The organism is Streptomyces sp. NPDC058955 (assembly GCF_042741435.1).
Lineage (GTDB): Bacteria > Actinomycetota > Actinomycetes > Streptomycetales > Streptomycetaceae > Streptomyces.
In genome coordinates this window covers 77,684-96,486 of record NZ_JBHYKM010000008.1, presented here as the reverse complement: position 1 = coordinate 96,486, position 18,803 = coordinate 77,684, and the positions used below count along the sequence as shown (strand labels likewise).

At 72.2% G+C, this 18,803-nt stretch carries 15 protein-coding genes; 8 read left to right on the top strand and 7 right to left on the bottom strand.

The genetic code is table 11. The features are described 5' to 3' along the window. Positions 1–6: 6 nt before the first annotated feature. From nuoL to nuoN, 3 genes are read left to right on the top strand one after another with little or no spacing between them, the layout of a single operon-like run. Complete coding sequence (gene nuoL / locus ACFW1I_RS06150; protein WP_384666501.1) at positions 7–1,899, top strand: NADH-quinone oxidoreductase subunit L; 1,893 nt, start codon at positions 7–9, stop codon at positions 1,897–1,899. A 5-nt stretch (positions 1,900–1,904) separates the two neighbouring features. Continuing rightward, positions 1,905–3,521 (top strand): NADH-quinone oxidoreductase subunit M, encoded by a 1,617-nt coding sequence (locus ACFW1I_RS06145; RefSeq protein WP_384666499.1) that lies wholly within the window; start codon positions 1,905–1,907, stop codon positions 3,519–3,521. Further along, positions 3,518–5,167, top strand: coding sequence for an NADH-quinone oxidoreductase subunit NuoN (nuoN, locus tag ACFW1I_RS06140; RefSeq protein ID WP_384666497.1), 1,650 nt, complete (start codon positions 3,518–3,520; stop codon positions 5,165–5,167). Before ACFW1I_RS06145 ends, nuoN begins: the two co-directional genes overlap by 4 nt. Before the next feature lie 70 nt (positions 5,168–5,237). Here the strand turns inward: nuoN and ACFW1I_RS06135 are convergent, their stop codons facing one another. After that, positions 5,238–5,813 carry a hypothetical protein gene (locus ACFW1I_RS06135; protein WP_384666495.1) on the bottom strand — a complete coding sequence of 192 codons (576 nt, stop codon included), beginning with the start codon at positions 5,811–5,813 and terminating at the stop codon, positions 5,238–5,240. A gap of 224 nt (positions 5,814–6,037) precedes the next feature. Here ACFW1I_RS06135 and ACFW1I_RS06130 point away from each other — a divergent pair, with 224 nt between their 5' ends. Further along, positions 6,038–6,955 carry an AraC family transcriptional regulator gene (locus ACFW1I_RS06130; RefSeq protein WP_384666494.1) on the top strand — a complete coding sequence of 306 codons (918 nt, stop codon included), beginning with the start codon at positions 6,038–6,040 and terminating at the stop codon, positions 6,953–6,955. A gap of 40 nt (positions 6,956–6,995) precedes the next feature. After that, entirely contained in the window at positions 6,996–7,820 is an 825-nt protein-coding gene (locus tag ACFW1I_RS06125; RefSeq protein WP_384666493.1) for a carbohydrate-binding protein, read from the top strand. Here the strand turns inward: ACFW1I_RS06125 and fahA are convergent. After that, positions 7,817–9,043: a fumarylacetoacetase gene (gene fahA, locus ACFW1I_RS06120; RefSeq protein ID WP_384666491.1), complete on the bottom strand. Its 1,227-nt coding sequence runs from the start codon at positions 9,041–9,043 to the stop codon at positions 7,817–7,819. The genes ACFW1I_RS06125 and fahA overlap by 4 nt on opposite strands. 284 nt (positions 9,044–9,327) lie before the next feature. Here fahA and ACFW1I_RS06115 point away from each other — a divergent pair, with 284 nt between their 5' ends. After that, positions 9,328–10,686 carry a hypothetical protein gene (locus ACFW1I_RS06115; RefSeq protein WP_384666489.1) on the top strand — a complete coding sequence of 453 codons (1,359 nt, stop codon included), beginning with the start codon at positions 9,328–9,330 and terminating at the stop codon, positions 10,684–10,686. Between the two features lie 31 nt (positions 10,687–10,717). Here the strand turns inward: ACFW1I_RS06115 and ACFW1I_RS06110 are convergent, their stop codons facing one another. Continuing rightward, positions 10,718–12,718 carry a CocE/NonD family hydrolase gene (locus tag ACFW1I_RS06110; RefSeq protein ID WP_384666487.1) on the bottom strand — a complete coding sequence of 667 codons (2,001 nt, stop codon included), beginning with the start codon at positions 12,716–12,718 and terminating at the stop codon, positions 10,718–10,720. Further along, the gene (locus ACFW1I_RS06105; RefSeq protein ID WP_384666485.1) at positions 12,718–12,840 is read right to left on the bottom strand and encodes a hypothetical protein; all 123 of its coding nucleotides are present in this window, start codon (positions 12,838–12,840) and stop codon (positions 12,718–12,720) included. Before ACFW1I_RS06105 ends, ACFW1I_RS06110 begins: the two co-directional genes overlap by 1 nt. Before the next feature lie 218 nt (positions 12,841–13,058). Between ACFW1I_RS06105 and ACFW1I_RS06100 the strand changes: the two genes are divergently transcribed. Both ACFW1I_RS06100 and ACFW1I_RS06095 read left to right on the top strand, forming a co-directional pair. After that, on the top strand, positions 13,059–14,069 hold the full coding sequence (locus ACFW1I_RS06100; protein WP_384666483.1) for a polyprenyl synthetase family protein: 1,011 nt from the start codon (positions 13,059–13,061) through the stop codon (positions 14,067–14,069). A 153-nt stretch (positions 14,070–14,222) separates the two neighbouring features. Further along, complete coding sequence (locus ACFW1I_RS06095) at positions 14,223–15,437, top strand: outer membrane lipoprotein carrier protein LolA (RefSeq protein WP_384666481.1); 1,215 nt, start codon at positions 14,223–14,225, stop codon at positions 15,435–15,437. Positions 15,438–15,536: 99 nt separating this feature from the next. On the opposite strand, the gene ACFW1I_RS06090 is transcribed toward ACFW1I_RS06095, so the two are convergent. The 3 genes from ACFW1I_RS06090 to ACFW1I_RS06080 all read right to left on the bottom strand — a co-directional run. Next, a complete protein-coding gene (locus tag ACFW1I_RS06090; RefSeq protein ID WP_384666479.1) occupies positions 15,537–16,841 on the bottom strand; it encodes a M28 family metallopeptidase in 1,305 nt (434 codons plus the stop codon). 490 nt (positions 16,842–17,331) lie between these two features. Next, positions 17,332–18,285 (bottom strand): HEAT repeat domain-containing protein, encoded by a 954-nt coding sequence (locus ACFW1I_RS06085; protein WP_384666477.1) that lies wholly within the window; start codon positions 18,283–18,285, stop codon positions 17,332–17,334. A 24-nt stretch (positions 18,286–18,309) separates the two neighbouring features. Then, on the bottom strand, positions 18,310–18,803 hold a 494-nt coding region (locus tag ACFW1I_RS06080; protein ID WP_384666475.1), incomplete at its 5' end, for a TipAS antibiotic-recognition domain-containing protein.

Genomic DNA, 18,803 nt, shown 5'->3' with positions numbered 1-18,803 from the left:
TGAACCGTGGACAACCTGATTGCGCTGCTCATCGCGGCGCCCCTGCTCGGAGCGGCCGTCCTGCTGTGCGGCGGCCGCCGGCTCGACAAGACCGGGCACTGGCTCGGCACGCTCCTCGCGGCCGTCTCCTTCGTCATCGGTCTCGCCCTCTTCGCCGACATGCTCGGCAAGGGCGCCGAGGACCGGACGATGCACCAGCACCTGTTCTCCTGGATCCCCGTGGAGGGCTTCCAGGCGGACATCGCCTTCCAGCTCGACCAGCTGTCGATGACCTTCGTGCTGCTGATCACCGGCGTGGGCACGCTCATCCACGTCTACTCGATCGGGTACATGGAGCACGACGAGCGGCGCCGCCGCTTCTTCGGCTATCTGAACCTGTTCGTCGCGGCGATGCTGCTGCTGGTCCTCGCCGACAACTACCTGCTGCTGTACTTCGGCTGGGAGGGCGTCGGCCTCGCCTCGTACCTCCTGATCGGCTTCTGGCAGCACAAGCCCAGCGCGGCGACCGCCGCGAAGAAGGCGTTCCTGGTCAACCGGGTCGGCGACATGGGCCTGTCGATCGCGATCATGCTGATGTTCACCACCTTCGGCACCTTCGCCTTCGGGCCCGTGCTCGCCTCGGCGGGGGAGACCTCCGAGGGCAAGCTGACGGCGATCGGCCTGATGCTGCTCCTGGCGGCCTGCGGCAAGTCGGCCCAGGTGCCACTGCAGTCCTGGCTCGGGGACGCGATGGAGGGCCCGACCCCGGTCTCGGCCCTCATCCACGCGGCCACCATGGTCACCGCTGGCGTGTACCTGATCGTCCGCTCCGCCGACATCTTCAACGCGGCGCCGGACGCGCAGCTCGTCGTCACCATCGTCGGCGCGGTCACGCTGCTCTTCGGTGCGATCGTCGGTTGCGCGAAGGACGACATCAAGAAGGCCCTCGCCGGGTCGACGATGTCGCAGATCGGCTACATGATCCTGGCGGCCGGCCTCGGCCCGATCGGCTACGTCTTCGCGATCATGCACCTGGTGACGCACGGCTTCTTCAAGGCCGGGCTCTTCCTCGGCGCCGGTTCGGTCATGCACGGCATGAACGACGAGGTCGACATGCGCAAGTACGGCGGCCTGCGGAAGTACATGCCGGTCACCTTCGTCACCTTCGGCCTCGGCTACCTCGCCATCATCGGCTTCCCGGGCCTGTCCGGCTTCTTCTCCAAGGACAAGATCATCGAGGCGGCCTTCGCCAAGGGCGGCACCGAGGGCTGGATCCTCGGCGCGGTCACCCTGCTGGGCGCCGCCATCACCGCGTACTACATGACGCGCGTGATGCTGATGACCTTCTTCGGCGAGAAGCGCTGGCAGCCGGACGCGGACGGCAACGATCCGCACCCGCACGAGTCGCCGAAGTCCATGGTGATCCCCATGGTCCTGCTGGCCGTCGGGTCGGTCGCCGGCGGCGCCGTCTTCGAGTTCGCCGGCTTCGTCGAGTGGCTGGAGCCGGTCACCGGCTACGCGCACGGCCACCCGCCGATCAGCGCCGCGGCCGTCACCGCCGCCACCGTCGCCGTCATGGTGATCGGCGTCGGCCTCGCCTACCTCCAGTACGGGCGCCGGCCCGTCCCGGTGGTCGCCCCGCGCGGCTCGCTGCTCACCCGGGCCGCCCGCCGCGACCTGCTCCAGGACGACTTCAACCACGCCGTCTTCGTCACCGGCGGCACCCACCTGACCCGCTCGCTGGTCTACGTCGACCACACGCTCGTGGACGGCGTGGTCAACGGCACGGCGGCCGGCGTCGGCGGGCTCTCCGGCCGGCTGCGCAAGCTCCAGAACGGCTACGTGCGCTCGTACGCGGTCTCCATGTTCGGCGGTACGGCGATCCTCATCGCCGCGACCCTGCTGATGAGGGCGGTGTAACTGTCATGTCCTTCCCGCTCCTTACGGCGACGGCAGCGGTGCCGGCGGTCGGTGCGATCCTCACCGCCGCCGTCCCCGCCGCCCGCCGCACGGCCGCCAAATGGCTGGCGCTGACCGTCTCGCTGGTCACGCTGGTGCTGGCCGCGGCCGTCTGGGCGCAGTTCGAGCCCGGTGGCGACCGCTACCAGCTCGTCGAGTCCCACTCCTGGATCAGGGACTTCGGGGTCCGGTACGAGCTGGGCGTCGACGGCATCGGGGTGGCGCTGATCGCGCTGACCGCGCTGCTGATCCCGTTCATCGTGCTGGCCGGCTGGCACGACGCCGACCCTTCCCCAAGCTCTTCGAGCAGGGGATACCCCAATGACCGCGTCGACAAGAGGTGGCGGCCGACGCAGGGCTTCTTCGCCCTGATCCTCATGGTCGAGGCGATGGTGATCCTCTCCTTCGAGGCCACCGACGTCTTCCTCTTCTACATCCTCTTCGAAGCCATGCTCATCCCGATGTACTTCCTCATCGGCGGCTTCGGCGACCGCGCCCACAGCGGCTCCGACGAGAACGCGGCGGCCCAGCGCTCCTACGCGGCCGTCAAGTTCCTGCTCTACAACCTGGTCGGCGGCCTCATCATGCTGGCCGCGGTCATCGGGCTGTACGTGGTCGCGGGGAACTTCTCGCTCACCGAGATCGCCGAGGCGCGGGCGAACGGCTCGCTGGAGATGGCGTCCTCCACCGAGAAGTGGCTCTTCCTCGGCTTCTTCTTCGCCTTCGCGGTGAAGGCGCCGCTGTGGCCGCTGCACACCTGGCTGCCGAACGCGATGGGGGAGGCGACCGCCCCGGTCGCCGTCCTCATCACCGCGGTGGTCGACAAGGTCGGCACCTTCGCGATGCTCCGCTTCTGCCTCGGGCTCTTCCCGGAGGCGTCGAAGTGGGCCACCCCCGCGATCGTCGTCCTCGCCCTGATCAGCATCGTGTACGGGGCGCTGCTCGCGGTCGGCCAGCGGGACATCAAGCGCCTGGTCGCCTACGCGTCGATCTCCCACTTCGGCTTCATCATCCTGGGCATCTTCGCGATGACCAGCCAGGGCCAGTCGGGCGCCACGCTCTACATGGTCAACCACGGCATCTCCACCGCCGCGCTGATGCTGGTCGCCGGCTTCCTGATCTCCCGGCGCGGCTCGCGGCTCATCGCCGACTACGGCGGTGTGCAGAAGGTCGCGCCGGTCCTCGCCGGCACCTTCCTGATCGGCGGTCTCGCGACCCTGTCGCTGCCCGGACTCGCCCCGTTCGTCAGCGAGTTCCTGGTCCTGGTGGGCACCTTCGCCCGCTACCCGGTGGCCGGGATCGTCGCCACCACCGGCATCGTCCTCGCCGCGCTGTACGTCCTCGTCCTCTACCAGCGGACGATGACCGGGCCGGTGAAGGAGGAGGTGCGCGCGATGCCGGACCTGCGGCCGCGCGAGCTGGCGGTGGTCGCCCCGCTCATCGCCGTCCTGCTCTTCCTCGGCGTCTTCCCGAAGCCGCTGACGGACGTCGTGAACCCGGCGGTCCGGCACACGATGTCGGACGTGCAGCGGACGGACCCCCAGCCCGAAGTTCCCGTCCAGAACGTGGAGGCGGCCAAGTGAACGCCCTCGCTGTCCACAGCCTGTGGACGACGGCTGCCGAGCCGCTGAACAAGATCCCGGCACCGAAGATCGAGTACACCCAGCTCGCCCCGGTGCTGATCGTGGTCGGCGCGGCGGTCCTCAGCGTCCTCGTCGAGGCCTTCGTGCCCCGCAAGGGCCGCTACCTCAGCCAGGTCTTCCTCTCCGTGCTCGCCCTGGTGGCCGCGTTCGCCGCCGTCGTCGGCCTCGCGGCCGGCGGCTACGGCACCACCAAGGCCCGGATCGCGGCCATGGGCGCCATCGCCGTCGACGGCCCGGCCCTGTTCCTCCAGGGCACGATCCTGCTCGCCTCGATCGTCGCCGTCTTCACCTTCGCCGAGCGCAGGCTCGACCCGGCCGACCACGGCCACAAGGTCGACTCCTTCGCCGCCGAGGCCGCCGCCGTCCCCGGCAGCGACCACGAGAAGGCGGCCGTCAAGGCCGGCTTCACCACCACCGAGGTCTTCCCGCTCGCGCTCTTCGCGATCGCCGGCATGCTGGTCTTCCCGGCCGCCAACGACCTCCTGACCCTGTTCATCGCGCTGGAGGTCTTCTCCCTCCCGCTCTACCTGCTGTGCGCCGTCGCCCGTCGCAAGCGGCTGATGTCGCAGGAGGCGGCCGTCAAGTACTTCCTGCTCGGCGCCTTCTCCTCGGCCTTCCTGCTCTTCGGGATCGCCCTGCTCTACGGCTACGCGGGCTCCGTCTCGTACGCCGCCATCGCCGACGTCGTCGACGGCGCGGTCGCCTCCGTGAACCCGGCGCTCGCCCAGACGATGGGCAACGACGTGCTGCTGCTCATCGGCTTCGCACTGGTCCTCATGGGCCTGCTCTTCAAGGTCGGCGCCGTCCCGTTCCACATGTGGACCCCGGACGTCTACCAGGGCGCCCCGACCCCGGTGACCGGCTTCATGGCCGCCGCCACCAAGGTCGCCGCCTTCGGCGCGCTGCTCCGCCTGCTGTACGTGGTGCTGCCCGGGCTCACCTGGGACTGGCGGCCGGTCATGTGGGGCGTCGCGATCGTCACGATGCTCGGCGGTGCGGTCGTCGCCATCACCCAGACCGACATCAAGCGCCTCCTGGCGTACTCGTCGATCGCGCACGCGGGCTTCCTGCTCGCGGGTGTCATCGCGGCGTCGCCGAGCGGCATCTCGTCGGTCCTGTTCTACCTGGGCGCCTACTCCTTCGTGACGATCGGCGCGTTCGCCGTGGTCACGCTGGTGCGGGACGCGGGCGGCGAGGCCACCCACCTGTCCAAGTGGGCGGGCCTCGGCCGGCGTTCCCCGCTGGTCGCGGCGGTCTTCGCGGTCTTCCTGCTGGCCTTCGCCGGCATCCCGCTGACCTCCGGCTTCTCCGGCAAGTTCGCCGTCTTCAAGGCGGCGGCGGAGGGCGGCGCGGGCGCGCTCGTGGTGGTCGGCGTCATCGCCTCGGCGGTGGCGGCCTTCTTCTACATCCGGGTGATCGTGCTGATGTTCTTCAGCGAGCCGAAGGCGGACGGCCCCACGGTCGCCGTGCCCTCGGTCCTGACGACGCTCACCATCACGGCGGGCGTGGTCGTCACCCTGGTCCTCGGCCTCGCGCCGCAGTACTTCCTGGACCTGGCGAGCCAGGCGAGCGTCTTCGTCCGCTGATGCGCTCGACCCGCTCGACCCGCTGACAGGAAGGGCCCGGCTCGGGGGCGAGCCGGGCCCTTCCGCGTGCCTACGCCATGGGCGCGTCCTCCGGGCAGACGCAGTGCACCCGCGGGTTGTACGGGGTGAAGAGGCCGGCCGGGTTCTTCTTGTAGATCCAGGCGTGCAGCGTGTAGACGTCGCCGACGCCCTCGATCACGGCGGGCCCGTCGAAGGCCCGGCCGAAGATCCGCGGGGCCGTCGGCTGCCCGGTGTTCGGGATCACCCACTCGACGGCGACCAGCTCGCGCTTCCCGGTCTCGTGGTTCTTCTCGTACAGCACGGCCGCCGGAAGGGTCGGGTCGTTCGACCCGACGTTCTCCGGGTTGACGTAGTGGTACCCCATCCCGCCGAGCTTGTCGGGACCGGTGTCCTCGACGCACATGTCCGTGCGCAGGAAGCCGTCGGCGATCGCCTTCCGCTCGTCCTTGTACTTCTCGGTGGCCTCGTACGTCTTCGCCAGGTCCGGATGGGGCCACCCGTGCTCACCACCGGCGACCGGGGCGACGGGCGCGGCCGAGACGGCCGGGGCGGCGGCCCCCAGGGCCAGCGCGACGGAAGCGGCCAGCGCGCACGCGGCCATGACGGGACGGGGTCGTGCGGACATCGGGATGTACTCCTCGCATGAGGGAAGCGCCCACCGGGCGCCGGTCCGAGGGCGCCTCCTCCCCGGAGCCGCCGTGAGGAGCATCGAACGCCCACCCCCCACCCGCACCCGGGACTGGCCCAGCGGAGTGGCTACGCGCGGTGACGTCCGGGACTCCTGACAGGGCCCGGACGGCGTGGGATCGTGAGACCCGGAAATGGTCTGTACCAGTCGGGGAGGGGTGGATGCGCGGGACCACGGTCTTACCCGGGGTGCCTTGTGGCGAGCCGCGGGGCGGGGAGCCGCCGGTGCACCGGCTCGAAGTACGGCTGCCCGAGCAAGTTCCGTTCGCCGCTGGGGGGTTCGACGCCATGGGGCCCATGTCCCGGGCCGACTATCCGCACCGGCACACCTTCTACGAGATCGTGCACGTCGTCGAGGGAGCGGGGGTGCACGTGCTCGACACCGAGCGGTACCCCGTGCGGCCGCCGCAGCTCGGGGTGATCCTGCCCGGGCAGGTGCACCGGTGGGAGGGGGTGCGCGGCCTTGAGGGATCGCTCGTGCTGTTCACGCCGGAGTTCCTGGTCGGCGGGGTGGAGGACGAGGAGCTGCTGCGGCGGCTCGGGGAGCGGCCGTGGGTGGACCTCGACCCGGCGGCGCACGCCCGGACCTCGCTGCTGATGGGCGAGCTGGCCGAGGAGTACCGGCACGGGGACGACGGCTTCGCCGGGGTGCTGCGGTCGCTGCTGCACGTGCTGCTCGTGCGGGCCGCCCGGGTGCCCGGCGGGCGGGCCGTGGCGCCGCCGCGGGGGCTCGCCGGGGAGTTCCTGGGGCTCGCGGGGCGGGCCGCCGCCGAAGGGCTGTCCGTACGGGAGTGCGCCGGGCGGCTCGGGGTCTCGGCCGGGTACCTGAACGAGGCCGTGCGCGCCGCCACCGGCCGGACGCCCGCCGCGCTGCTGCGGGAGGCGCGGGCGCGGGAGGCCCAACGGCTCCTCGTGGCCACCTCGTTGTCGGTGCGGCAGGTGGCCGCGCGGGTCGGCTTCGGGGATCCCGCGTACTTCTGCCGCTTCTTCCGCCGGGAGGTCGGGCTCAGCCCCGGCGACTTCCGAAAACACCACGACCACCCCGTTCCGTCCATCGAAGCCGGGAGCGGCGACTCGTAGGTTCGTGCCGATCCCAGCCCCCACCTGAGGAGCCAGGCACATGGACAGCGAGACCAGCACCGGGCACGTCACCCGCAAGGCCGTGCTGCGGGCCGCGCTCGCGGCCGGCATGGCCGCGCCCGCCGTGCTCATGGGCGTCCCCGCGCTCGCCCGCACCCTGACCGACGGCGGAACGCCGCTCGACCTCACGCCGGAGTGCGACGACGGCGACGACCTGACCCTGCCGCAGATGGAGGGCCCCTACTTCAAGCCCAACTCGCCGCTGCGCAGCAGCCTGCCGGACGGTGCCGGGACCCGGCTGACCGTCAGCGGCTACGTGTTCGGGCGGGCCTGCCGCCCCGTGTCGGGGGTGCTGCTCGACTTCTGGCAGGCGGACAACAACGGGGCCTACGACAACACCGGCTTCAAGTTCCGCGGGCACCAGTTCACCGGCGCCGACGGGTCGTTCAAGCTCACCACCATCGTCCCCGGGCTCTACCCGGGCCGCACCCGCCACCTCCACGTGAAGGTGCAGGCGCCGGGACGGCCGATCCTCACGACCCAGCTGTACTTCCCGAACGAGCCCCGGAACAACACCGACACGATCTTCGACCCGCGGCTGCTGATGACCGTGCGGGACGCGGGCGGGGGGCGGGAGGCCGCCTTCGACTTCGTCATCGACGTGCCGCAGGACCCGGGGCCGACGCCGACGCCCACGGCGACGGCGACCACCGCCCCGCCCGGCGGCACCTGGACCGCCGGACGGGCGTACGTCGCCGGGGACCGGGTCACGTACGGCGGCCTGGGCTATGTGTGCCTCCAGGCGCACACCGCCCAGGCCGGCTGGGAGCCGCCGAACGTCCCGGCCCTCTGGCGGGTGGGCTAGGCGGCGGGGGCGATCCGGCCCCGGACCTCGCCCAGCCCCACCCGGGTGCCGTCCGGGCCGGGCGCCCACGCGGTCAGCACGACCTCGTCGCCGTCCTCCAGGAACGTCCGCTTCCCCCCGGCCAGTTCGATCGCGTCCCGGCCGTTCCAGGTCAGCTCCAGGAGCGAGCCGCGCTGGCCCACCTCGGGGCCGGAGACCGTGCCGGAGCCGTACAGGTCGCCCGTGCGCAGGGAGGCGCCGTTCACCGTCATGTGGGCGAGCTGCTGGGCGGCCGTCCAGTACATGGTGGCGAACGGCGGCTCCGCCACCACCTCCCCGTTGATCTCCACGGAGATCCGCACGTCGAAGCCGCCCGGCTCCTCCTCCGCCGCGTCGTCCAGGTAGGGGAGGAGCGGGAAGTCCCGGGCCGGCGGCGCGGTACGGGCCGCGTCCAGCGCCTCCAGCGGCGTCACCCACGCCGACACCGAGGTCTGGAAGGACTTGCCGAGGAACGGGCCCAGCGGCACGTACTCCCACGCCTGCACGTCCCGCGCCGACCAGTCGTTCAGCAGCGTCAGGCCGAAGACGTGGTCCCGGAAGGCGCCGAGCGGCACCGGGCGGCCCAGCTCCGACGGGGTGCCGACGAGGAAGCCGACCTCCGCCTCGATGTCCAGCTTCACCGACGGGCCGAAGACCGGCGCCGCGTCGGCGGGCGTCTTCCGCTGGCCCGAGGGCCGCACCACGTCGGTGCCGGACACCACGACCGTGCCCGCCCGGCCGTGGTAACCGATCGGCAGGTGCTTCCAGTTGGGCGTCAGCGGCTCGCCGTCCGGACGGAACATCCGGCCCACGTTGGTGGCGTGGTGCTCGCTCGCGTAGAAGTCCACGTAGTCCGCGACCGTGTACGGCAGGTGCAGCGTCACCGCGTCCAGCGGGTGCAGCAGCGGCTCGATCTCGGGGCGGTGCGCCGGGACCGTCACCCAGGCCGTCAGCGCGCGCCGGACGTCCCGCCAGGCGGTCCGCCCGGCGGCCAGCAGCGCGTCGAGGCCCGGCTGCGCCAGGAGGGAGGCGTACGGGGAGCCGAGCGCGTGCGCCGCGGCCCCCGCGTCCAGCACGTACCCGCCGATCCGGACGCCGAGCCGGCGCCGGCCCGGCTCGTCGGCGGTGGTGAAGACGCCGTACGGGAGGTTGTGCGGGCCGAAGGGGTCGCCCTCGGCCAGGTCGAGCGGGCTGTGCTCGGGCATCGGTGCGTGCCTCGCTTTCGATGATGGGTGAGGGACACGTTACGGGGCGGGCCGCCGGGCGAGGATGACATGGATCACAGAGAAACCGGGGGCTCCGTGGGCAACCGCCCTCGTATGCGCGATTTGTTCCCCCGGTGTCGGCGGATCCCGTCCCGAGCTGGGGAAACGCCCCTGCCGGGAGGCCATTTCGCGCCATACGATCAGCACGGCGTCGCCCCCGCGTGAAGAGTCCGCGGGCGCGCGTCGCCGCACTCTTTCTTCCCTGACCAGGAAAAGGTCCCCACGTGAAGATCCGCCGCATTCTCGCGACCGCCGTGGCAGCAGCCGTCACGACGCCGGTCGTGTTCCTCTCCGCCGGCACGGCCGTCGCGGAGACCCCGAAGCCCTCGCAGGAGCAGTCGGCGGGCACCGCCGACCACGAGGACGACGAAGCCCCGACCATCGCGGAGCTGGAGGCGGCCGTCGAGGCCGCCCAGGCCAAGGTCGACGACCTCAAGAAGCGGCGCGCGCAGCTGCTGGTCGACATCGAGGCCAAGAAGGTCCCCGCGGACGTGCAGGCCGAGTACGACGGGGCGAAGCAGGCGTACGACGACGCGAGGGTCGCCACCGCCGCCGCGGTCCAGGCGCTGACCGCGGCCGAGGCCGAGCTCACGAAGGTGAACGAGGACCCGAACGCCACCGAGCAGCAGAAGACCGACGCCAAGCAGGCCGTCGCCGACGCGGTGGAGGCGCGGGACGCGGCCGAGGCCGCCGAGCGGACCGCCAAGGAGCGTTACGACGCAGCCAACACCGCCTGGTTCGACGCCCATGTCGCGCTGACCCGGGAGCACACGCGCCTCGGTGAGGAGCTGAAGACCGCCGAGGAGGAGCTCGCCACGGCCAAGGACGACCTGGAGTTCTGGAAGTCGATCCAGGAGGGGTGCAAGGAGGACGCCTCGCTCTCCTTCTCCCTGACCGGACCCGAGAAGATCGAGGCCGGCGGCAGCGGGATCTTCACGCTCGCCCTCTCCAACGTCTCGGACCGCGACCTGGACGACGTCCTGGCGTACCCCGGTGCCGCGCTCTTCGACGGTCTGGACGAGGACGGGAAGCCGCTGGACCGGGAGGACCTGCACGACCCGCTCGACCGCCCCACGATCGAGTGGTCCTCCAAGGACGTCCTGGAGTGGACCGAGATCACCGACGAGTTCGACACCGCTGAGTTCGGCGCGATCGACAAGGGCCACACCTCCGAGGTCAAGCTGCGGGTCACCGTCGACGGCGACGTCCCGGTGAACGTGGGCACGCTGAACTCCTCGGCGATGTACTGGGGCGAGGACGGTTCCTGCGGCATCAGCGACGAGGTCGCCGTCGCGTGGTTCGACGTCACCGGCGCCGGGGACGGCGAGCCGACGCCGACGCAGGAGCCGACGACGGAGCCCACCCCGGAGCCGTCCCCGTCGACCTCCACCCCGGCTCCGGCCGCCACCTCCAACACCACCCAGCAGGGTGGTTCCTCGAACACGCCGGTGACCACCGGCGGGCAGCTCGCCGCGACCGGTGCGAACGACACGCTGCCGCAGCTCGGCGCCGCCGCCGGTGCGGCCGTCGTGCTCGGCGCGGGCGCGCTGTTCGTCGCCCGCCGTCGCAAGGCCGACGCCTAGGCGGCACCGCGATCCCCCGTACGGCCCGGGCTCAGCCCGCCGTGCGGGGGATCCGCTTCTCCCAGGTGCGGTGGAAGACGACCTCGCCGCCCTCCTTGCACACCACCTCGTCGGCGGTGTGGAAGGCGTCCGCGTCGCAGGTGATCTCGGAGCGGGTGTCGATGGTGACGTCCCAGGCGAGTTCCGGCCGGTGGAGCCGGATGTGCCACTCCGAGCCCGTGCGGGCGGAGAGCGGGTCGTCCTCGGCGATCGTGTACGTCTCCACGGCGTCCTCCGTGTACTCCAGACCGTCCGGGTACACGCGCGTGCCGCCGTACTTCGGGTCCACCTGGAGGGTCCACTCGCCCTTGGCGACGTCCCGGAGCACCAGCCGTTCGGGGCGGGACTCCTCCAGGGTGCCGGGGGACGACACGCCGAGCGGCGGGGACTGTTCGGGCTCCTCGAAGGAGACCGCGTCCTCCGTCCGGGCGCGGACCGGAAGGGTGAGGGAGGAGCCGGCCGGGTCGAGGGTGAAGCCGGCGGCGTCGGGCTGCGGCCAGATCCACGGCCAGTACGCGGAGGAGAGCGCGAGCCGGACCCGGTGGCCGGGCGGGAAGGTGTGCCCGATGCCGTTCAGCTCGAAGCGGCAGGTCTCCGCCTCGCCGGGCTGCGCGTCCACGGCCCGGTCGCGGCCGTAGCGGGCGGAGAGGTTGAGCGCGCCGCGGGTGACCAGGGTGGAGGAGCCGTCCGGGGCGATGTCGCAGAGCCGGGCGACGACCTGCCCGGTCGGCGCCCCGGCGGTCAGGCGCACCTCGACGGCGGGGCGGCCCAGGATCTCGATGGGGGCGCCGTCCTGCGGCACCGGGAAGTCGAAGCAGGCCGAGTGGGCGTCCTCGTCGCGCTGGTCGGGCGGCAGGTCGGCGTCGTTGCCGAAGGGGAAGAAGCGGCCCGCGTCGATGCCGGTCTGCTGCGGCGAGGAGACGACGACGGGCTCGCCGCCGAAGCCGTACGTGACGGGGGTGACGTGCGGGGACGGCCAGGACGGGTCGGCGACCCAGCGGCCGGGCAGCTCCTCGTAGACGGTGGCCGGCGGGTGCGACTCGCTGATCCAGGCGCGGAGCAGCGGCTCGGCCATGACGTCGTTCGGCGCGTCCTTGAGGTGGTGGTCCCACCAGCGGAGGGTCTCCTGGAGGAAGCCGATCGCGGGGCCGGGCGGCAGGCCGCGGTCGGGATACTGGTGGGACCAGGGGCCGATGATGCCGCGGACCCGGTCCTGGGGGAGGTGCTCGACCAGCCGGAGGACGGTGTCGCGGTACGGGTCGTGCCAGCCGCCGACGGCGAGGACGGCGGCCCGGATCGCCGGGTAGTCCTCGCAGACGCTGCCGTGCTTCCAGTAGTCGTCCCGGGTCTGGTGGGAGAGCCAGGTGTGGACGAAGGGCTCGACGGCCTCCAGGCGGCGCAGCCACAGCTCCCGCCACTCCTCGTCCGCGTACCGCGGGTCGGGCGGGCGGCAGACGAAGGCGAGCATGGTGGCGGCCCAGGCGTGCATGTCGACGCCGAGGACGGAGCCGCCCATGTAGTGGACGTCGTTGTCGTAGCGGTCGTCGGTGGAGCAGACGGTGACGACCGCCTTGAGGGGCTCCGGGGCGAGGGCGGCGATCTGGAGGCTGTTGAAGCCGCCCCAGGAGATGCCGAACATGCCGACCCGGCCGGTGCACCACTCCTGCTCGGCGAGCCAGTTCACGACGGCGACGCCGTCGGCGAGCTCGGTGGCGTCGTACTCGTCGCCGGGCAGGCCCTCGCTGTTGCCGTGGCCCCGGACGTCGACCCGCACGGAGGCGTAGCCGTGGCCCGCGTACCAGGGGTGGCGCTGCCAGTCGCGGGGCGCGGTCCAGTCGGTGAGCCGGTAGGGGAGGTACTCCAGGAGGGCGGGGACGGGCTCGTCGGTGAGCGGCCGCCACACGCGCGCGTACAGCCGGGTGCCGTCGGGCAGCGGGATGCGGATGTCCTCGTGGCGGGTCTCGTACGGGAAGTCGGTACGGATCTTCGTCATCAGGTCACCTCAATGGACGCGGCGCACAGGGTGAGCGGGCCGCGCGGACGGCCCAGGAAGGCCCGGTCGTCCTCCGGGGGCGGCTGCTCCCCGGTGTCCTTGTCGATCGCCGCTCTGGACAATTCGTACACTCCATGTCGTATCAGCTGATCACGAACATACCGGGGGTGACGGGAAGGCGCCCACGGTGATCGAAACGTGACCGGATACGCTGGCTTGAGTGAATCCCAGCGACACATCGACAATCCGTGTGACCACGAACACCGTGTGATCACCACCCCAACCATGTGATCGTCGCCATGTGATCGTCAGCAGGCGTCAGCAGACAGGAGACCCCCTCGTGACCGTCGTCGGGCCGTTCGGTCTTAGCGTGCGGGACCAGGCTCTTGAGGCCGATGTCCAGACCGGGTTGGCGGCCGTCGAGGCCGGCCTCCTCGACGCCACCAAGAGCGATGTCCCCTTCATCACCGAGGCCGCCCAGCACCTGGTGCTCGCCGGCGGCAAGCGGTTCCGGCCGCTGCTCGTGATGCTCGCCGCCCAGTTCGGCGACCCCTACGCGCCCGGCGTCGTGCCCGCGGCCGTCGTCGTGGAGCTCACCCACCTGGCCACGCTCTACCACGACGACGTCATGGACGAGGCCGCCGTCCGCCGGGGCGTGCCCAGCGCCAACAGCCGCTGGGGCAACTCCCTCGCCGTCCTCACGGGTGACTTCCTCTTCGCCCGCGCCTCGCACACCCTGGCGGACCTCGGCCCCGAGGCCGTCCGGATCCAGGCCGAGGCGTTCGAACGGCTCGTCACCGGCCAGATCCTGGAGACCGCCGGGCCCGTCGACGGCCGCGACCCCGTCGACCACTACCTCGACGTCCTCGGCGGCAAGACCGGCTCCCTCGTCGCCGTCTCCTGCCGCTTCGGCGCCATGATGTCCGGCGCCGACGAGTCCGTCGTCGACATCCTCACCCAGTACGGCGAGCGGCTCGGCGTCGCCTTCCAGCTCGCCGACGACGTCCTCGACATCGCCTCCGAGGGCCACGAGTCCGGCAAGACCCCCGGCACCGACCTCCGCGAGGGCGTCCCCACCCTCCCGGTCCTCCGCCTGCGGGCCGCCGCGGCCGCCCACGGCCGCCCCGAGGACCTGGAGCTCGTCGCCCTCGTCGACAGCGACCTCACCGACGACGCCCGGCACGCCGAGGTGCTCCGCCGGCTCCGCGTCCACCCCGCCCTGGAGCAGGCCCGCCGGGACACCGTGCGGTACGCGGAGGAGGCCAGGGCCATGCTGGCGCCGCTGCCCGACGGCTACGCGAAGGCGGCCCTCCAGGAGCTGTGCGACGCGGTGGTGCACCGCGCGGGCTGACCCTCCCCGGTGAACGTCATCCCCTCCCTAGGGGGATGTCATCCCGGAGGGGTACACGAGGTTGATCCCCCGGGCTGACGATTCCCGGCCCCCGCCCTGGTGAGATGGAGACATCGAGAAGCAGTCCGCCAGGGCACGGAGGGATCAGAGACCATGGCAGCACAGCGAAAGACGAGCCGGTACGTCGTCCCGGTCGCGGTGGCCGGAATCGCCGCCGCGACCATCGGACTGGTCCCGGCACTCGCCGCGTCCGGGGACCCGGACCTGCCGGAGATCACGGCTCAGCAGCTCATCGAGAAGATCGCGGCCTCGGACACCCAGACCCTGTCCGGCACCTTCAAGGTCTCCACCGACCTCGGCCTGCCGGCCTTCGACGGTCTGCTCGGCGGGATCGCGGGCGGCGCCGTGGGCGGCTCCGCCGAGGGCGAGGGCTCCGCCGACCCGTCCGCGCAGCTCACCAAGCTCGTCTCCGGCACCCACACCCTGAAGATCGCCGCCGACGGCCCGGACCGCCAGAAGCTGACGCTGCTCGACGGCAAGGAGCAGTACAGCCTCGTCCACAACGGCGACGAGGTGTGGGCCTACGACTCCCGCTCCGACGAGGTCTTCCACGAGAAGGGCGTCGGCGAGGCCGGCGAGGCCCCCGAGAAGGAGCTGCCGGTCAGCCCCAAGGAGCTCGCCGACGAGGTCCTGAAGGCCGCGGGCGACACCACCTCCCTCACGGTCGGCGGCACGGCGAACGTCGCGGGCCGGGACGCGTACCGGCTGGTGATCGAGCCGAAGCAGCAGGGCTCCACGGTCGACGCGATCACCATCGCGGTCGACGCGGCCACCGGCACCCCGCTGAAGTTCACCCTGGACTCCACGAGCGGCGGCAAGCCGGTCGTCGACGCGGGCTTCACCAAGGTCGACTTCGGGAAGCCGGCGGCCTCGGAGTTCGACTTCACCGTCCCGAAGGGCGCGAAGGTCACCGAGGGCGACGACATCGAGAAGTCGCACCAGGACGCCGGCAAGGACCTGGAGAAGGACCTGGAGAAGGAGTTCGGGGACTTCGGCCTCGGCGGCGGCCTCGGCGGCGGCCTCGGCGGCGGCCTCGGCGGCGACAAGGGCGACATGAACGTCATCGGGGAGGGCTGGACGACCATCGCCCGCTTCGACTCCGGCGCGCCGGCCCCGAAGACGGACGAGGCGCCGAAGGAGGTCCAGGGCTTCCTGGACTCGCTCGGCGAGAAGGTCAGCGGGAAGTTCGGCTCCGGCACGGTCTTCAAGACCAAGATCGTCAACGCGCTGATGACCGACGACGGCAAGGTCTACGTCGGCGCGGTGACGCCGCAGGCGCTGGTGGACGCGGCGAACGCGGCCAAGTAGACGCGGCCGGGCAGAAGCGGAGTTGGTAGCCCGGGTGGGTCGGGAGAAGGTTCACCGACCCACCCGGGTGGTCTGCGTGGTGCGGACGGCCCTACGGGCTTACGGGAACGTCAGCTTGAACCCGTTGATGTAGCCGGTGTCGGCGGACGCGGTGTCCTGGACGCGCAGCTTCCAGACGCCGTTGGCGACCTCGCCGGAGGCGTTCACGGTGTACGTCTGCTGGATGTTGTCGGCGCTGCTGCCGGTCTTGTTGTGCAGGTTGTAGACCGAGCCGTCGGGGGCCACGAGGTCGACGACGAGGTCACCGCGCCAGGTGTGGACGACGTCCACGCCGACGGCGAGGTTGCTCGGCGCGTTGCCGGTGATGCCGGAGACGGTGACGGACGAGGTCACCGCGGCGCCGTTGTCCGGGATCGGGACGTCGGCGGTGTTCTCGAAGACCGTGCCGGTGGGCGGGGTCGTGGTGGTGCCGGACAGGGTCCAGAGCGCGTGGGCGATCGCGTCGCTGTTGCGGTCCAGGGCCGTGTCGTTGATGTTCGCGGTGGTGTCGCAGGAGGAGTGGTAGCAGCGGTCGAAGGCCGTGGCCGTACCGCCCCACTTCGACACCTGGGCGCTGGTCTTGACCCGGCTGGCGCCGGTGAAGAGACCGCCGACGGGTATGCCGACGTTCTTGAACGAGGCGTGGTCGGAGCGGCCGTCGCCCTCGGTCTCGATCTCGGTCGGGACCCCGATGCCGGCGAAGTAGTCCTTGAAGGTCTGCTCGATGACCGGGTCGTCGTCGTAGACGAAGTAGCCCGGGTTCGGCGAGCCGATCATGTCGAAGTTGAGGTAGCCCTTCAGCTTCGAACGCTCGGTGCTGGGCAGGTTGTTCACGTAGTGCTTCGACCCGACGAGGCCCAGCTCCTCCGCGCCCCACCAGCCGAACCGCAGGTGCTTGGTGGGCTGGTAGCCGGTGCGGGCGACGGTGAGTGCGGCCTCCAGGATGGCGGCCGAGCCGGAGCCGTTGTCGTTGATGCCGGGGCCCGAGGTCACCGAGTCGAGGTGCGAGCCGGCCATGACGACCTGGTTCGGGTCGCCGCCCGGCCAGTCGGCGATCAGGTTGTAGCCGGTGGTGCCGTTGTACGTGAACTGCTGGACGGTCGTGGTGAATCCGACCGCGTCCAGCTTGGCCTTCACGAAGTCGATGGACGCCTTGTAGCCGGCCCGGCCGTGCGCCCGGTTGCCGCCGTTGGCGGTGGCGATGGACTGCAGGTCGGCCAGGTGCTGCTTGACGCTGGCGACCGGGATGTCGGGCGCGGCGGTGGCACCCGCCGGCGCGGCGGTGGCCGGCGCGGCGCCGGCGAGGGCACCGAGGACGAGCGCCGAGGAACCTGCCAGGGCGGCGATTCTCGCGGAGAGTTTCATGTGGGGGCTCCGGATTCCGAACGGGGATGGGACGGAACGTGCGAGCGCCTCGCGCCGTGGGTGACGCGAGGCGTTGGAGCTGTGCGAGTGCGTGCTGAATGGTGGGTGAAGAACTGATGTCACGTCAAGACACATTCAGGACGCGAGAGTTCGCTGAGCGAACAGGAGCCGACACCTACGCTTCCGAGCGACGCCGTCCGGCCGCACGCCGGCCCCGGGCTTCCGGGCGGGGCCCGTCCGCGGGTCCTCCGTCTGGGCAGGCGTTCCGCGGGGCGGTGCCCAACCTCACGTCCGGCTGCGCGCCGGGCCCGTCTTCCGGGCGGCGCCCGTTCGCCGCACCTCCGTGTGGGCAGGCGTTCCGCAGGGCGGAACGATTGCCCACAACGGCAGCGGCGCGGTCGCAGCCCGCAACGGAGCGGCGCGGGTGCGGCCCCGCAGCGGAGTGGCGCGGGTGCGGTCCGCAGCGGCGTGGCGCGGGTGCGCGCAACGCTCACAGTCGGGCGCGGCCCGCAACGGAGAGGCGGGTCAGGGCGTGGGCCGCGCCGCGATGGACCAGGCCCTCCAGCGTCGCCTCGCGCACCGCCGCCACCGGATCGCGGGACAGCTCCGCGAGGAGCGAGTCCGTCGCCGCCCCCGCCCGGTAGGCCACCGCTTCGGCGACCGCGGCGCGCACCTCCGCCTCCGCCGCGCCCGCCAGCTCCCGCAGCAGCGCGTCGACTCCCGGTGTCGTCCAGCGGCCCACCGCCGCCGCGAGCACGCTGCGTACCGCCGGGTCCGGATGGGCCGCGAGCGCCGCCAGTTCGGCGACGGGGCCGCGGCGGCGCAGCCGGAACCAGCTCAGGGCCTCGCGGACCGCGGCCGTGTCGCCCCGGGCCTCCGCGGCGGCGATCCGGGCGAGCAGGATGCGGGAGGCCGGGGCGGGGCCGTCCTCCGGGTGGGGCCGCCGTTCGCGCAGCCGCCGGGAGCCGTACTCGCCCCGCACCACGCACCCCGCGCAGACGCAGGGGGCGACCCCGTGCGCCCCGGGGAAGTACCGCCACCCGGCGACCTGCCGTACCGCCCGCACCTGCCGGATCTCGGCCCGTGCGGCCGCCCGCGGCAGGAACACCTCCCACCCGAGCGCCCGGTCCCCCAACTCCCGGATGCGCCGCACGGCTTCGGCGGCGGTCGTCTCCCGCGGCTCCCGCTCGCCGTACTGGCCCACGGTCACCGGTTCGCCGTCGGGCAGGCGCACATGGACGGCGACGAGTCCGCGCGGCCCGGGGCGGCGGGCCAGCTCCCGCAGCCACTGGTGGGTAAGGGTGTACGAGGGCAGGACGGGGAACAGGTACACGCCCGGCCCGTCCCCGAGCCCGCTGCCCCGCCCCCGGCCGAGGGCCTTGATCCCGCTCCGCCGTATCCGCGCCCCGTGGACGGCCGGCGCGAGGTGTACGAACGTCGCCATGCGGGTGATGCTAGGCCGCCGCGCCTACTGCCAGCTCGCGGTTTCCGGGTCGACGCCGTGGGTGCGCGCGTCGGCGTCGATGGTGCGGCGGAACCACGCGGCGAGGCCGGGGCGGATGGAGTCGTAGTGCGCGGCGAACTCCGGATCGGTCTCGAAGCGGCGTCCGAGGCAGACCTGCATCTGCCGGGTGAGGGGGAAGTACGCGGCGCCGAAGACCTCGCGGTGGCGCGCCACCAGCCGTCCCGCCTCCGCGCTCCCAGGCTCGACGCCGGCGTCCATCGCCTCCCCGAGGGCGCGTTCGAGGGCGGTGACGGTCTCGGTGACGGCCCGCCACTCCTCCGGGCCGCGTGCGGCGGAGCGCTCGGCGTACGCCTGCCACTGCGGGGTGTCCCCGTACGCCGCACGGGCCTGCGCGGACCACTCCGGGTCCCAGTCGGGGCCGAAGAGCGCGGCCTGCTGCTCGGCGGTGAGCAGCAGGCCCCCCGCGGGGGGGGGGGGAAAAACCGCCGGGGCCGGGG